Source organism: Bartonella sp. AA89HNZF (assembly GCF_042196905.1).
Classification (GTDB): domain Bacteria; phylum Pseudomonadota; class Alphaproteobacteria; order Rhizobiales; family Rhizobiaceae; genus Bartonella.
The window spans coordinates 25,441-42,286 of record NZ_JBHIRD010000012.1 but is presented as its reverse complement, the minus strand read 5'-3'; the positions used below and the strand labels follow the sequence as shown (position 1 = coordinate 42,286).

Sequence of the window (16,846 nt, the reverse complement as noted above, 5' to 3'; positions counted from 1 at the left end):
GAATATAATAGTAAAAAAAGACGCAATATTGCTTCTACTGTTTTAATACAAGAATAATTCAGATTGAGAGAGAAGATAGTGCTGTTGATTTATTATTCGTTCATGAAGCATAAAGATGGTAAGAGACTGCGTAGATCATTTATGGGTAATTCTAAGAGAAAAAACCATATTTGAGCAGAGAGGTAGTTAAGTTTTTTATTAGAGGGTTTTTGTTATCCTGCTCGTAAGAGGCGTGTAGCGTCATTGTGTCCGAAAAGATAAAGGAGCAACCGTAAAGCTTGTCCTTGCTCAGAAGAAAGATGAGGATCGCGTTGTAAAAATAAACGAGCATCTTTTCTTGCCATTGACAAAAGATCGCTATGAACTGCAAGGTTTGCTATATGAAATTCAGGGACTCCGGATTGTTTTGTACCTAAAAGTTCTCCTTCGCCTCGTAGGCGCCAATCTTCTTCAGCAATTTCAAAACCATCTTCTGTATTGCGGATAATATTAAGGCGTGTTGCTGCTGTTTTAGTCAGTGGATCTTTATAGAGCAAAATGCAGGAAGATTTTTTATTGCCTCGTCCTACACGTCCACGTAATTGGTGCAATTGAGAAAGACCAAAATGTTCCGCGTGTTCGATGACAATGATCGAAGCATCTGGAATATCTACTCCCACTTCAATGACGGTGGTTGCAACTAAAATACGTGTATTTCCACATTTAAAAGATGCCATAGCGGCTTCTTTTTCCGCTGTAGACATTTTTCCATGGATCATACCAACGTGTGCTCCAAAGCGCTCATGAAGAAATGCAAAGCGGTTTTCAATTGAAGTGAGATCAAGAGCTGTCGATTCCTCCACTAAAGGACAAATCCAATAGAGCTTTTCTCCTTTTTCTAATGCAATTGCGATTCTCGCTATAAGCTCATGAAGACGTTTTAAAGAAAGGGTTGCTGTTGTAATGGGTTGTCGCCCAATTGGTTTTTCTGTAATTTTAGAGACATCCATATCACCAAAAGCTGTTAAGACAAGTGTGCGCGGAATGGGCGTGGCGGTCATAACCAGCATATCAGCTTTATTGCCTTTTTCTGTAAGAGCGATACGTTGATGGACACCAAAACGGTGTTGTTCATCGATAATGGTTAAAGCGAGATTATTATAAGTAACGCTGTTTTGTATGAGAGCATGAGTTCCGATAACAATAGAAACTTGACCTGACAGAATATCATTTAAGATATTTGTCCGCAATTTTCCTTTTTCTCGTCCTGTTAAAAGCGTTGTTTGTAATCCGATTTTTTCGGCAAGAGGGGCAATAGTGGAAAAATGTTGCCTGGCAAGCACTTCGGTTGGTGCCATTAAAGCTGATTGTCCTGAATTTTCAGAAATTTGTGCCATTGCCATTAATGCAACGACAGTTTTTCCTGCGCCTACATCACCTTGGAGTAGTCTTAGCATCGGTTCTGGTGAAGCAAGATCATTTGCGATATCTTCTACTGCTTTTTTTTGTCCGGTTGTGAGTTGAAAGGGGAGGATATTGAGCAATTTGTTAGTATAAATTCCTGTTGCTGGTCGAGAAGTGCCAACAAGAGATTTAGTTTTCAAACGCACGAGTCCTAGCGCCAATTGACAAGCAAACAATTCATCATAGGCAAGGCGTTTGCGTGCTGTACTTTCTAAGGATAGATCATCGGGGTTAATGGGCGCATGGATGCGGCGTAAAGCAACAGAAAAAGAAGGAAAATTTTGCTGCTTTTTTATATTTTCGTCTATCCATTCTGGTAGAAGAGGAATAAAATCAAGAGCGTTTTGTATGGCGCGTCTTAGTGTCTTGGCCGCTAGTCCTGCAGTAGATGGATAAATCGGTTCGATGAGAGGTATCTGATTTGATTGTTCGCTTGGGGCAATATAGTCTGGATGCGCCATTGAAAGCTGCCCATTAAACCATTCAACTCTTCCGGATACAATGACTTTTTTGCCTTCGGGAAGTTGTTTTTTTAGCCAAAGAGGTTGAGCATGAAAAAAGACTAAATTTATTTTTCCTGTTTGATCATGCGCAATAACACGATAGGGAATTCGGTTATGACCACGGGGTGGTGGTTGATGTTGATCAATGATAATTTCAAGCGTCACAGTATCTCCTTCTTTTGCACAAGCAATACTAGGACGCATTCTGCGGTCTATAACGGAATGGGGCATTAATTGAAGGAGATCAATAAGGGTTGCTTCCCGTTGTGTAGGATTAACATTTAAGAGTTTGGTCAGTAAGCCATAGACTTTAGGTGTAATACCAGAAAGGGTTTGAATAGAGTTGAAAAGAGGGGCAAGAAGACTTGGAGGCATGAGAAAATTTAACCTGCTCTTTTTGTTTTTTCTAGACCTTTAGAAGAGCTTTTTGGGGATAAAGTCATTAAAGAAGATGATATTTTATTTACACATTGCGTTGTAAAAAGAGAAATTATCTTTAAAAGAGAAATAAAATAAAAAAATGAAAGTACTTATGGCATATTTTGCTTCTTTTTATTTTAGGCGTTTATTTGCTGTGAATAGAGGCACTTTCTTGATAGAACTCTCTTATAAATATCAATAAAATTAGGGTATTTTTTCTATGTGAGATGATAAAATTTATAGCTTTAAAGTTATGCTAGCCTGAATTTTTTTCTTTAAGGGGGCTGTTTGGCATTTAGTTTATAGTAGGAAATTGTGAGAGTGGTTAAAGATAAAAATAAAATGCAAGAGTACAAAAATTCTCTTCCTCGCTTTATTCATTTGAGAGTGCATTCAGCTTATTCCTTGCTCGAAGGAGCTTTAAAAATCCCACAAATTATTCAACAGACGATTGTAGATCATGCTCCAGCGGTTGCTATTACCGATACCAATAATTTATTTGGTGCTTTGGAGTTTTCGCAGTATTGTCTTTCTCATGGGGTTCAACCCATTATTGGTTGTCAGCTTACCGTTGATTTTTGTGATGAAAATGATCATTCACATTTGGTTAAAGGACGTAATGCTTCTGATTTCTGCTCTATTGTTCTGTTCGCTTCTAGCGAAACCGGTTATGCTCATTTGGTTCGTCTTGTAAGCCGTGCTTATCTTGATAAATGTGATACTGATCCTCCTCATATTAAAGCTGATTGGTTGTCAGAACACAGTGAAGGTATAATCGCTTTAACGGGTGGAAAGGGAGGACCTATTAATCGTTCTTTGTTAGAAGAAAAAAAAGAACGCGCTGTTGAGCGCTTAATTTATTTAAAAAAAATTTTTTCTGATCGTCTTTATGTGGAATTACAGCGACATGGCTCTTATGACCGAAGAGTAGAAGCAGATCTTATTGAATTGGCTTATACACATGAAATTCCTCTTGTTGCAACGAATGAAGCCTTTTTTCTGAAGAGAGAGGGGTATGAAGCGCATGATGCGTTGATGGCTGTTTCAGAAGGACAAATCGTCTCTAATCCAGACCGCAAACGGGTGACGCCAGATCATTACTTGAAGTCACAAGATGAAATGGTTGCGCTGTTTTCTGATCTTCCAGAAGCTTTGGAAAATAGTGTTGAAATTGCATTGCGTTGTCATATTGCTACGCCTCTTCGAAAACCGATATTGCCTCGTTTTATAGAACAATCTTCTAATTCAGAAAATACTTTAGAAGCAGAAGATAGTGAATTGTTAAATCAAGCTAAAGCTGGTTTGAAGATGCGCCTTGAAACAATTGGATTGGCTGAAGGGTATACGATTGCAGATTATGAGCAGCGATTAGATTATGAGATTTCAGTTATTACGCGTATGCAATTTTCTGGATATTTTCTTATCGTTTCAGATTTCATAAAATGGGCGAAGATTCATGATATTCCTGTTGGTCCAGGGCGGGGATCTGGTGCTGGTTCACTTGTTGCTTATGCATTAACGATTACCGATGTTGATCCATTGCGTTTTTCCCTTCTTTTTGAACGTTTTCTCAATCCAGATCGTGTTTCGATGCCAGATTTTGATATCGATTTTTGTCAAGAGCGGCGTGAAGAAGTTATTCAATATGTTCAAAAAAAATATGGACGTGATCAAGTTGCTCAAATTATTACCTTTGGTAAGTTACAGGCACGTGCAGTTTTGCGTGATGTGGGGCGTGTTTTAGAAGTTCCTTATCGTCAGGTGGATTATCTTACAAAATTAATTCCTGCCACCCCAGGAAGTCAGGTAGAATTAGCGGATGCTATTAAGGATGAACCTAAATTTGAAGAGGAAAAGAAAAAAGATCCCGTCATTGGACGCGCATTAGATATAGCACTTCAGTTGGAAGGGCTTTATCGTCACGCTTCAACGCATGCTGCTGGGATTGTTATCGGAGATCGGCCGCTTTGGGAGCTTGTCCCGATGTATCGTGATCCTCGTTCTGATATGCCTGTTACACAATTTAACATGAAATATGTAGAACAGGCAGGGTTGGTAAAATTTGATTTTCTTGGACTAAAAACACTGACTGTTTTGAAAATGGCTGTTGATTTTGTTGCCAGAAAGAAGATCAAAATAGATTTATCAAATATCCCTCTAAATGATGAAGCAACCTACGCTATAATGGCATGTGGTGAAACGGTTGGTGTGTTTCAGGTGGAAAGTTCTGGTATGCGCAAGGCGCTGATTGGAATGAAGCCAGACCGTATTGAAGATATTATTGCGCTGGTTGCGCTTTATCGTCCTGGTCCAATGGAGAATATACCAACCTATAATGCACGTAAACACGGGGAAGAGGAGATAGCTTCTATTCATCCTAAAATAGATCATCTGATTAAAGAAACACAAGGTGTTATAGTCTATCAAGAACAGGTGATGCAGATTGCTCAGGTGCTGGCTGGTTACTCGCTTGGAGAAGCTGATTTATTACGGCGCGCTATGGGGAAAAAAATTCATGCAGAAATGCAAAAACAGCGTACGCGTTTTGTCAATGGTGCTGTTGCTGGTGGTGTTGATAAAGAGCAAGCTGATATTATATTTGATCTTTTAGCAAAATTTGCCGATTACGGTTTTAATAAATCACACGCTGCTGCTTATGCGATTGTTTCTTATCAAACAGCGTATATGAAAGCCAATTATCCCGTTGAGTTTTTAGCTGCTTCAATGACGTATGATATGACGAATACCGATAAGCTCAATGATTTTCGGCGTGAAGCGTTAAGGCTGGGTATTGAAGTTATTGCACCTTCTATACAAACATCTCATCGTATTTTTGAGGTTGGTGATAACTGTATTTATTATTCTCTTGCGGCCATTAAAGGTGTGGGAGAAACGGTTGTAGATCATATTGTCACTTGTCGTGGAAATGAGATTTTTAAGGATTTGGAAGATTTTTGTGCGCGTGTTGATCCTCGTATTGTTAATAAGCGTGCGATGGAAAGTTTAGTTTGTGCTGGCGCTTTTGATTGTTTTAACATTGCACGCGAAGTTTTATTAGCGAATCTTGGAACCCTTCATGCGCGAGCGCTTCGTATTCTCGATGACAATTCTAGCGGGCAGGTTGACATATTTGGAATGGCAGGCGGATTAAAAGAGCCCTTGATTTTATCGCAAACGACCCCTTGGTTGTTGGCTGAAAAACTTTATCGAGAATTTCAAGCTATAGGTTTTTACTTTTCAGCTCATCCATTGGATGAGTATCAAGCCATTCTCGCTAAAAAACGCGTTCAGACTTGGGGTAATTTTTCCAATGCCGTTAAAGGAGGAGCAACGGCTGCACGGCTTGCTGGAACTGTTGTGGCAAAAAACGTGCGCAAAACAAAATCTGGTAAAAAAATGGGAATTATTCATTTTTCTGATACAAGTGGACAATATGAAGCAGTTCTCTTTTCTGAGGCACTCTCGGATTATGAAGAGATGCTAGAACCCGGAAAATCTTTTATTATTACGGTGAGCGCAGAAAATCGCTCTGAAGGAGTTAGTTTGCGAATTGAGACAATTCAGTCTTTGGAAAAAGAAGCGTTACAGCAGCATAAAATGATGCGTCTTTTTATAAAAACAGTTGATATGCTTCCACAAATTGAACAAAATTTAAATCTTGGGGGAAATGGAGAGGTTGGACTTATTTTAATTCAAGAGGATGGATTGCGAGAAGTTGAAATTGCGCTTCCTAAGCGATATAAGGTAAATTCACATGTCGCAAATGCTATGAAATTAATTCAGGGTGTTGTTGATGTAGAGTTGAGTTAAAGAAAGATTAAAGATGGGAGCTGATTTTGAGTGGTGTTTTTGCTTTTAGGAGAGTTAAAAATTGAGCTTTTAAAATCGGATTGTAGGTTTAGAAAAATATTGCTTTTATTTGAGTAAATTATGATATTTTTTTAGTGTCATAGAATCAAAAAATCTCTTTCTTTCATAATATTCAAAGTACGGGAAGAATTTTATAAGTTTTTATCACGATTTTTTATAGAATTCATCGCATCATACATATAAAGCCAATTGAGATTTGACATAATACTCTCTGGTGTACGAATTTTCATCATGAGATTACGTGCAATTGCTATGGGCCCCGTTGCATGATAGGTTAATCTATTGAAATCTCCGCGTTTTTTTACTGCTGCAATACGGGTGGTACGTGTTTTTTCGTAAAGCGAAAGTGCTTTCATTAATGAAAGATTTTTCAATGAAAGTACTTCTGCTAATGTAGCAGCATCTTCGATTGCCATAGCGGCACCTTGTGCTGCAAAAGGTAAGGCTGCATGCGCACAATCGCCAACAAACACTTGTCTCTCTAGGCCTAGAAAACGATTTTGTTTCATCTGAAAGAGTGGCCAATATCTCCATTCATCAATATGATCAAAGATTTGTAAGATTTTTGAATTCCAAGCTTTAAAAAGAGATTTAAGTTTTTCTTTATCTCCTTTATAGGCCCATCCCTCTTTTGAATTATCCCCATGTGTAATAGCGACAAAATTTACAATTTTTTCTGACGATTTAATGGGATAAACAACAAGATGATTTTGAGGCCCCATCCAAGCCGTAATTGTCTTCATATTTTGCAATGAAGAACGAAAGTCTTGAGGAAGATTATCAAGTACTGTTGTTGCTCGCCAAGCAATAAAACCACTAAAATTTGCTCTTTCATGAAAAGGAAATTGTTGCCGTAGTGTTGACCAAACGCCATCACATCCGATCAGGAGAGGGGTTGAATAAAGCTGTTGTTGTGTTGCTGTATCTGTTTTTATTGTGGTTATTTTAATGTTGGTTGCCGATTGGGTAGAAGATACAATCGTTTCGCCTGCTTTGTATTTGATCAAAGGATTTTCAATCACTGCATTATATAAAATTTTTTGTAAAGCCGCGCGGTGAATCGTCATATAAGGGGCTTTCCAGTATTTTTCTGTTAGAGTGATAAGATGAGAACGTAGACGTATTTTTAAAGATATTCCATCTTTTAACTCAAGAAAATGTGGGATTGTCGCAACTTCAGTGAGTTTGTTAAGAAGTTCCCAGCGAGCAAGAATAGATGTTGCATTTGGTGTCAGTTGAATACCAGCGCCTATCGTTTCAAGTTTTTTACACTTTTCAATAATGATGCTTGCAATTCCTTTATGAGCGAGTGCTAAAGCGGTGCTTAAACCAGCGATTCCTCCTCCAACGATGATGGGTGATTGTTCTACAAACGATTTCATATTAAACAAGCAGAATTAAAAGAGTAGTTATTTAAGAAAGCCCTAGAACACATTATAATAGCTTGTCTGGATGATATAAACATCCTGTTGGGTTTGTTTGATCGTACGATAACGAGGGAACATAACGATAAAGGGTTGAGCAGTAAGGGCAAATTTTCTCATCAGCAGCGCCCATATCAATAAAAATATGAGGGTGATCGAATGGTTGTGTCGCGCCTACACACATAAACTCTTTCACACCAATTTCGATTGTTTTATATCCAAGGTCATTTTGAAAATGGGGAATATTGTGATCAGCCATGGCGTACAAACTCCAGAATAAATTGTCTCATTAGTTATGATAAGGCTCTTCTATTTTATAAGTGTGAGTTTGTAATAAAGCGTATCATAATGCAAGATGCTTTTTAAGACAAACTACTCCTCTTTTATGCTATAATCAGAATAGTTGTCTTACTTTTAGCGCTTTGCGCATAGAACCTCGTTCCAAGTATTTTAAAATATTAAATGGAAACATGACAAGAAAAATGGGGCATTGATGTATTATTATGATGATAACATATTATAAAATATTATGTGAGATATTTCGTCAAGGATTTTAGAAAATATAAAAGAAGCTTAGTTAGAATATATGGAAAAGAGGGTGAAAGATAAAATTTCTATATCAAATATAACAATGAAAAATCCGGTACGGTTTATTAATCGAGAGTTTTCATGGCTACAATTTAATAATCGTGTTTTGATGGAAGCAGCTAATTCGAAACATCCTTTATTAGAACGTCTACAATTTCTTTCTATTTCAGCTGCAAATCTTGATGAGTTTTTTATGGTTCGTGTTGCAGGACTAGCAGCTCAAATTCGTGCTCGCGTTACAGCGTGCAGTGCAGATGGGCACACTCCACAGGAACAACTTGATATTGTGCTCGCTGAGATTTCAAAGCTGCAGGCTCACCAACTACGAGAATTGAATGTTTTACGTGATGAATTAAAAAAGAATGATATTGAAATTATTTGTTCTGATGATCTTTCAGAAATTGAAAAATCATGGCTTGAAAAATATTTTCTTGAGACAATTTTTCCTGTTTTAAAACCTTTGCCTGTTGATTCTACTCATCCTTTTCCATTTATTCCTAATTTAGGGCTTTCTATTGGGCTTCAATTGTCTGGAGAAGCTGATCAGAATTCACACACAGTGTTGTTGTCTATTTCAATGCTTTTAAGGCGTTTCATTCTTCTTCCTCAAGAAGGTAATCATTTTCGTTTTATCGCATCTGAAGATGTTATTTGCCTTTTTATTAAACATGTATTTCCTAACTATGAGATTAAAGGAATTGGTACATTTAGAATAATCCGAGATAGTGATATTGAAGTAGAAGAGGAAGCTGAAGATCTTGTTCATTTTTTTGAAACTGCTCTTAAAAGGCGGCGCCGTGGACAGGTTATTCGAATTGAATTTGACGCAAAAATGCCAGAGAGTTTACGCCAATTTATAGCGAATAGTCTTGCTGTTCCTGATCATTGTATTAATGTTCTTGATGGATTTTTGGCGCTTAATATGGTATCAGAGATTGTTTCTATTCCCCGTGATGATCTCAAATTTATTCCTTATATTTCTCGTGTTCCGAAATGTATTCGTGAACATCATGGGGATTGTTTTGCAGCTATTCGTGAAAATGATATTGTGATTCATCACCCCTATGAGACATTTGATGTTGTTGTCCAATTTTTACGTCAAGCTGCTTGCGATCCTGATGTTGTAGAAATAAAACAAACACTTTATCGTACATCAAATGATAGTCCAATTGTTGGCGCTTTGATTGAAGCAGCTGAACAGGGAAAGTCTGTGACTGCTTTGGTAGAACTTAAAGCACGTTTTGATGAGGAAGCAAATATTCGTTGGGCCCGGGATCTTGAATGTGCTGGGGTTCAAGTTATTTTTGGTTTTATTGCATTAAAAACACATGCTAAGATGTCATTGGTTGTGAGACGTGAGGGAAAACGTCTTCGCTCTTATGTTCATCTTGGAACAGGAAACTACCATCCCATTAACGCTAAAACTTATACCGATCTTTCTTTTTTTTCCACGGATGATGTTATTGCTCATGATGTTGCGTTATTGTTCAATTATATTGCGCAATATGAGCGTCCAAATGAAACAATAAAGATTGCTTTTTCACCCTTAACATTGCGTGGTCGTATCTTAGAGCATATTGAGGGAGAAATTGTTCATGCACAACAGGGAAGATTTGCTGCTATTTGGATGAAAGTTAATGCATTGGTTGATCCTGAAATTATTGATGCTTTATATCGTGCCAGTCAAGCAGGGGTGCAAATTGATTTGGTTGTGCGGGGGATATGTTGTTTACGTCCTGGTATTCTAGGAATTTCGGATAATATTCGTGTAAAATCAATCGTCGGGCGTTTTCTTGAACATAGTCGCATTTTTTGTTTTGGGAATGGTCAAGATTTGCCTAATGAAAATGCACTCGTTTACTTAGGCTCTGCTGATATGATGCCTCGTAATTTGGACTATCGTATTGAAATATTGGTTCCAATTTTTAATAAAATAGTGCGTCAAAAAATTCTTTTACAGATTATGTTAGCTAATATCATTGATAATCAACAAAGCTTTGATATACTTAAGGATGGAACATCAAAACGTATTACACCGCAGAGAGGTGAAAGTCTATTTAATGCGCAGGAGTATTTTATGGCCAATACAAGTTTTGCGGGGGAAAATGAGTCTTTTGAGTCTTCTGTTTCGCGCTTGGTTGCGTTGCATCGGCAACAAGCCGAAATACATAAAGACTAAAATCCAATGACATATAGAGATGCTCAAGGTCGGTTAAAAGGGCGTAAGCCTGTTGCTGTTATTGATATTGGCTCAAATTCTGTTCGGTTGGTTATTTATGAGGGGCTTGTTCGATCACCAACGGTTTTATTTAATGAAAAGATTCTTTGTGGTCTCGGTCATGGTGTGGCGAAAACGGGATTTTTAGAAGAAAAATCGATGAAGATGGCGTTGCAAACACTGAAACGGTTTCGTACGCTTTGTCGACAGATTGGGGCAGATGAGGTCTATACTTTAGCAACAGCAGCAGCACGAGATGCACAGAATGGCGTAGCATTTATTCAGCATGCTGAAGATATTTTGCAAAATAAAATATATCTTCTTTCAGGAAGTGAAGAAGCTATGTATTCAGCCTATGGAGTTGTGTCTACCTTTTATCAACCAAAAGGTATTTCTGGGGATCTTGGTGGTGGAAGTCTTGAGCTGATTGATATTGATCATTCTGATGTTGGTGAAGGGATAACGCTCCCATTGGGTGGTTTAAGGCTACAGTATATATCAAATAATGATAGTGCTGTAGCTACAAAAATTGTACATGAGCAATTTTATAAATCGTCTGTTGTTCGTGCTCGTAAAGGTATAGCACGTTATTTTTATGCAGTAGGGGGGACATGGCGTAATTTGGCAAAACTCCATATGGCAATGAAACACTATCGGCTTCCTGTTATGCATGGCTATGAAGTTGATGCTGTTGAAATGGAGAACTTTTTACGTCTTGTAGCACGTGGCAATATTGATAATATGAGAGGGATTGCAGCGGTTTCTCAGAACCGTCGAAAACTTTTATCTTATGGGGCAATAGTTCTTATTGAACTCATTCAGTGTATGGAGTTTGAAAAGATAATCTTTTCTGGTGCTGGCGTTCGTGAAGGTTTTCTTTATTCACGATTGCCGCAGGCGATTCGACTTTCTGATCCTCTCATTGCAGCATGCACAGAAATGGCTATTTTACGGGCACGTTCACCAAAACAAGCAGAAGAACTCATTGATTTTACGACGAATGCTTTTGAAGTTTTTGGAATTTCAGAAACTGAAAATGAATGCCGTTATCGTCAAGCCGCTTGTCTTCTTGCGGATATTGGTTGGCGTATACATCCAGATTATCGAGGCAATGAAGCAGCAAATCAAATAGCTTTAGGATCTTATCCAGGAATTTCTCATGAAGGGCGCCTTTATGCGGCGCTTTCTGTTTTTTTTCGCAATACGAGTTTATTGGTTGATAAAGAATCTCTTCCCATTTTTCAATTAGCAACTCAAAATATAATTGATAAAGCACGTATTCTCGGTGAAACTATGCGTCTTGCTCATCTTTTTAGTGCTTCTGTTGCAGGAATTTTACCTCATTTATTGTGGCATAAAAAAGCAGATCATATTATCTTGCAGATCCCAAAGAATTACGCTGGATTATTAGGAGAACGTCCTCTTGGACGATTAAAGAAGTTATCAACAATAATAAAACAACCTCTCGCTTTTGAAGTTTTTTGATTTTTTTCCTAATTTATTCGTGTTTTATGTCTTATAATAAAGCCATTGACGAGGGATAAGCTAGGTAGCCTGTCATCATGAGCTGAACAACTGGTTGTTTCATAATGCCTGATCCAGACTCTACGCAAGGCATTTTTAATGCCCTGAGCATTCATAAAAGAAAATATAATTTTTTATTCTGTTATTTGCGTCACAGGATGTGATTTGCATTTCATAAGCTTCATGTAAAAATAAAAGCCTTGTCCGTCTTTACGTGACAAGGTTTTCTTTTTATGCTGCGTCGTTATAACGTTTCTGTTTAGCTTTCTTGATTATATTGATAAGATTTGATTGTAGCCAACGCGATAAAAAAACAAATTTTAAAGATTTTTGGAGAGATCCATTGGTTACATGACGCCGCAATGTTGAACCACTTATATGAAGTAATTTTGCACTTTCACGGTTTGGCAAAAGAATATCATTTTCTGACTTTATAAAATCCTTTCACTATAAAAAATAGAAACAAATCATAACTATTTATTAATCATATTTTTGAATTCTTTGTAAGATGCTTAATCTATAAAAAACAGCGCTTTATCATATAATTTCTTATGTGATACTTTATGATTCTTATTGAGATAAAATGAGAGAATCCTACGATATTCGGAGTTCTAATTCAATATAAATAACGCTAGATTATCTTTATAAATCAATATATTGCCTTTGTTAGGTATTTTAGATGCTGGCTCGTTTTTGATTGTTAGATTGCAATCTCGGTAGTTTTTTTATACGATATGGTGACGTGAGGCATTATATCTTTGTTTTTTTCTATTGCTAGGCTGCTATTTTTGTAATGAATGCGCTTTTATTATCAGAGCTTTTTCTTTTTAAAGCTTTTAAATAAGGAGCGGTCTGTTTTTTTAGATTATTTTTAATAGGATTGCTATTTGATTGACCTGATAAAGATTTAGCTGTCATTTTTAATAAGAGTTCACTATTTAATTTTTTAACTTTATCAGAAGTAGGCTTTATTTATCCTGTTTGCATTGGCCTATAGGGCATACCAATTGATGTAGATAATGAGTAGCGTAATGGATTTTTTAAAATAAAAATGTAAATGTAAATTAAAGCTGTTTTGTGCTTATTTTCCCATCGTGAAAGTAAAAACCTATCTGGCCCTTTAGCAGTTGTTCGGCTTTTTGACCAAATATTTCATAGCGCCAGCCATTCATAGCGGGAATATTTTTCTTTATTCCTCCATTGGCAATTTTTTCTAAATCATTAGATGTTGCAATAATTTTAGGGGCAATGCTGTTTTCATTTGCAACAATTTTTAATAACACTTTGAGCAGATCGATAACAGCGGCTGTCGTATCATTGAGTGGATTATGTTTAGGAATGGGGGGTAAAGTGGAAAGATCCACCTCTAATCCTTCGTGGACAGCTTTGATTAATGATTGAGCAATTGAGAATTTATCCCAATTCTTATTAAGACTGCGCAACCGTTTTAATGCAGATTCATCTTTTGGTTGTTGGATTGCTATTTCTATAAGACATTCATCTTTTATAATATGACGACGTGGCATATTGTATTTTCGTGCTTCACGTTCACGCCAAGCTGCTATCTTTTGTAATACAGCAAGTTCACGTGGCTTTTTAATTTGTCCTTTCACTTTTTTCCACGCTTCATCTTCCGGCATGTCATAGGTTTTAGGATTTAAAAGGATTGTTATTTCATCATCCATCCAGTGAGCACGTTGATTTTTTTCTAACCGTTTTTTCAATAACAGGTAAACATCTCTTAAGTAAGTTACATCAGCAAGTGCGTAGAGCAGTTGTTTTTCAGATAAAGGTCGGCAACTCCAGTCTGTAAAGCGGGAGGATTTATCAAGATGATGCCCTGTACAGCGTTGTACAATTTGATCATAGGAGATAGAATCACCAAATCCACAAATTGATCCTGCTATTTGCGTATCAAAGAGAGGGGAAGGAATAACACCTCCAAGGTGATAAATTGTTTCAATATCTTGGCGCGCAGCATGAAAAACTTTTACAACTTTTTTATCGACCATAAGGTCAAAAAATGGTTGTAAATCAATATCTGGTGCTATGGGATCAATCAAAACTGTGACATCTGGTGATGCGAGCTGGATTAAACACAGTTGAGGCCAAAAAGTTGTTTCGCGGATAAACTCAGTATCGACAGTTACAAAATCAGAGGTACGTAGAGCGTTAAGTGCAATTTTAAGATCTGTTGTTTTTGTAATAAGATTCATCATTTTATTATAATTCGATAAATTAAATTTGTGCTTTATTGACTTTATTTCTGAGTTTTTATTCTCATATCTTGACAAATGGTTATTAAAAAGCGTTTGTAGCGCATGTGAATATTATAATCAAAGGCAAAAAACATGCACCGTTATCGCAGTCATCATTGTGCGGCTCTTCGTAGATGTGATGTAGGAACACAAGTTCGTCTTTCAGGATGGGTTCATCGTGTTCGTGATCATGGAGGGATTCTTTTTGTGGATTTACGTGATCATTTTGGAATCACACAAATTGTTGCTGACCCTGCTTCACCAGCTTTTAAAGTTATTGAAAAAGTGCGTTCTGAATGGGTTATTCGTGTGGATGGGGAGGTATGTGCTCGTTCTGATGAGGTTATTAATGCAACGCTTCCAACAGGTGAGATTGAAATTTTTGCACAAGAGGTAGAAATTCTTTCAAAATCTGATGAGCTTCCTTTACCGGTTTTTGGTGAGCCTGATTATCCAGAAGATATTCGATTAAAATATCGTTTTCTTGATTTGCGTCGGGAGACTATGCACAAAAATATCATGCGTCGGACTGAAATTATTGCAGCTATGAGACGGGCTATGCAAAATAATGGTTTTACGGAATTTACGACGCCACTTTTGACAGCTTCATCGCCGGAAGGGGCGCGTGATTTTTTAGTTCCAAGTCGTGTTCATCAGGGAAAATTTTATGCGTTACCGCAAGCGCCACAGCAATATAAACAATTGTTGATGATGTCAGGTTTTGATCGTTATTTTCAGATTGCTCCATGTTTTAGAGATGAAGATCCAAGGGCCGACCGTCTTCCTGGTGAATTTTATCAATTAGATGTTGAAATGAGTTTTGTTGAGCAAGAAGATGTTTTAGCAACTATGGAACCTATTATGCGTTCTATTTTTGAAGAATTTGCGGATGGAAAAACTGTGACACAAAGCTTTCCTCGCATTTCTTATGATGAAGCAATGCGAAAATATGGTTCTGATAAGCCTGACTTGCGTAATCCGATCATTATGGAAGATGTTTCTCAGCATTTTTATAATTCTGGTTTCAAAGTCTTTGCTCAAATTTTAGCGAATGATGAGAATGCACAAGTGTGGGCTATTCCAGCTAAAACGGGTGGAAGTCGTGCTTTTTGTGATCGTATGAATGTATGGGCACAAGGCGAGGGGCAACCAGGACTTGGCTATATTTTCTGGCGTGAAGAAGAAGGAAAATTTGAAGGAGCAGGGCCTATCGCCAAAAATATTGGTGAACAGAGGACTGAAGCAATCCGTATACAGCTTGGGCTTGAAAGTGGGGATGCCTGTTTTTTTGTAGCTGGAGACCCTAAAAAATTCGCATCTTTTGCTGGAGCAGCACGCACAAAGGTAGGGGAAGAATTAGATCTTCTTGATAGAGATAGTTTCTCTTTGGCGTGGATTGTTGATTTTCCATTTTTTGAATGGAATGAAGATGAAAAAAAGATTGATTTTGGACATAATCCTTTTTCCATGCCTCAAGGGGGAGAAAATGCCCTTGCCTGTCAAGATCCTCTTACTATTAAAGCTTTTCAATATGATCTTGTTTGCAATGGTTATGAAATTGCATCAGGTGGAATTCGTAATCACTTACCAGAAATGATGCTTAAAGTTTTTGAACTTGTAGGACTTTCTAAGGAAGTTGTGAAAGATCGTTTCGGTGGTCTTTATCGTGCATTCCATTATGGGGCTCCGCCACATGGTGGCATGGCTGCGGGAATCGACCGCATCATTATGCTGTTGCAAGGTGTTAAAAATTTGCGTGAAGTTGCTTTATTCCCTATGAATCAACAAGCACTTGATCTTTTGATGAGTGCTCCGTCTGAGGTTTCTCCTACACAATTACGTGATTTAGGAATCCGCATGGCTCCTACTCATAAAAATAGTTCATAAAGTTGGTTGTGGATTGTTGTCATCTTTCTACATAAAGTGAAGCGTTGATGCTTCTCTATGGGGTCAGTGTGTGTACTATTTGTAAAAATTGAGATAAACAAAAAATGCTGTTGTTTTGATTTTTTATGAGGGTATTATTTTTAAAAAAATATCTCTCAATGCTGCAATTGTGTTTTACGATGCTTTTTCGTATGAAAGGTATAACTATAAAAGCCTCATGAGTGATATAAAAATCATTGTGTAGCACTATCTTTACTAATAATCACCGTTTTACTTTCTAGATTTCAATATATTGATAGTTCTTGTAAGCAAATGGTTTATAAGAGGTATTTTTCTTCCTTTCTTCATATAGACGCTTTTCCGCTTATGATCAGCGGGGAAATGTTTGTGATTGATTGATTGTAAGAAATGAGAGAATTCTACAATATTCTGGAGTTTCATTTAAGTTGTAAAAAAATGAATTATCTTTATATATCAATATATTATTTATTTTGAAAATGTCAGTTTCTCTATTTAACACTGAAAAAATGATTTACTTTCTTTGTTATTTATCACTTAAAGAGGATATTTAAAAAGTTTTCGATAATGTATGAAGTATTTTCATATACTGCTTAGGACAAGAGGGAAGAACATGTATAAATTTTTCAAATTGATATAATTTTCTGTTCATGTTTTAATTGCAGCACTTATTTTTATGTCGTTGACTTTTAA

The 16,846-nt window shown here is 37.0% G+C and carries 10 protein-coding genes; 4 read left to right on the top strand and 6 right to left on the bottom strand.

Translation table 11 applies throughout. The features are described from left to right. Window positions 1–212: 212 nt before the first annotated feature. Complete coding sequence (gene recG, locus ACFIN0_RS06585; RefSeq protein ID WP_375702162.1) at window positions 213–2,321, bottom strand: ATP-dependent DNA helicase RecG; 2,109 nt, start codon at window positions 2,319–2,321, stop codon at window positions 213–215. 366 nt (window positions 2,322–2,687) lie between these two features. On the opposite strand from recG, the gene dnaE reads away from it, so the two are divergent. Further along, on the top strand, window positions 2,688–6,176 hold the full coding sequence (dnaE, locus tag ACFIN0_RS06580) for a DNA polymerase III subunit alpha (RefSeq protein ID WP_375610452.1): 3,489 nt from the start codon (window positions 2,688–2,690) through the stop codon (window positions 6,174–6,176). Window positions 6,177–6,367: 191 nt separating this feature from the next. Here dnaE and ACFIN0_RS06575 read toward each other — a convergent pair whose 3' ends face one another. Both ACFIN0_RS06575 and ACFIN0_RS06570 read right to left on the bottom strand, forming a co-directional pair. Beyond that, complete coding sequence (locus ACFIN0_RS06575; protein WP_375702161.1) at window positions 6,368–7,618, bottom strand: FAD-binding protein; 1,251 nt, start codon at window positions 7,616–7,618, stop codon at window positions 6,368–6,370. A 52-nt stretch (window positions 7,619–7,670) separates the two neighbouring features. Then, window positions 7,671–7,919, bottom strand: coding sequence for a zinc-finger domain-containing protein (locus ACFIN0_RS06570; protein ID WP_375606646.1), 249 nt, complete (start codon window positions 7,917–7,919; stop codon window positions 7,671–7,673). Window positions 7,920–8,246: 327 nt separating this feature from the next. Here ACFIN0_RS06570 and ACFIN0_RS06565 point away from each other — a divergent pair, with 327 nt between their 5' ends. Together ACFIN0_RS06565 and ppx are read left to right on the top strand one after the other, a co-directional pair. Next, a complete protein-coding gene (locus tag ACFIN0_RS06565) occupies window positions 8,247–10,427 on the top strand; it encodes an RNA degradosome polyphosphate kinase (RefSeq protein ID WP_375702160.1) in 2,181 nt (726 codons plus the stop codon). Between the two features lie 6 nt (window positions 10,428–10,433). Continuing rightward, window positions 10,434–11,951: an exopolyphosphatase gene (ppx, locus tag ACFIN0_RS06560; RefSeq protein WP_375702159.1), complete on the top strand. Its 1,518-nt coding sequence runs from the start codon at window positions 10,434–10,436 to the stop codon at window positions 11,949–11,951. A 270-nt stretch (window positions 11,952–12,221) separates the two neighbouring features. Here ppx and ACFIN0_RS06555 read toward each other — a convergent pair whose 3' ends face one another. From ACFIN0_RS06555 to rnd, 3 genes are all read right to left on the bottom strand, one after another. Next, complete coding sequence (locus tag ACFIN0_RS06555; protein WP_375606725.1) at window positions 12,222–12,425, bottom strand: DNA-binding protein; 204 nt, start codon at window positions 12,423–12,425, stop codon at window positions 12,222–12,224. Between the two features lie 339 nt (window positions 12,426–12,764). Further along, entirely contained in the window at window positions 12,765–12,908 is a 144-nt protein-coding gene (locus ACFIN0_RS06550) for a hypothetical protein (protein WP_375608318.1), read from the bottom strand. Between the two features lie 146 nt (window positions 12,909–13,054). After that, entirely contained in the window at window positions 13,055–14,209 is a 1,155-nt protein-coding gene (rnd, locus tag ACFIN0_RS06545; RefSeq protein ID WP_375606642.1) for a ribonuclease D, read from the bottom strand. 132 nt (window positions 14,210–14,341) lie between these two features. On the opposite strand from rnd, the gene aspS reads away from it, so the two are divergent. Then, a complete protein-coding gene (gene aspS, locus ACFIN0_RS06540) occupies window positions 14,342–16,135 on the top strand; it encodes an aspartate--tRNA ligase (RefSeq protein WP_375608317.1) in 1,794 nt (597 codons plus the stop codon). Window positions 16,136–16,846: the final 711 nt, after the last annotated feature.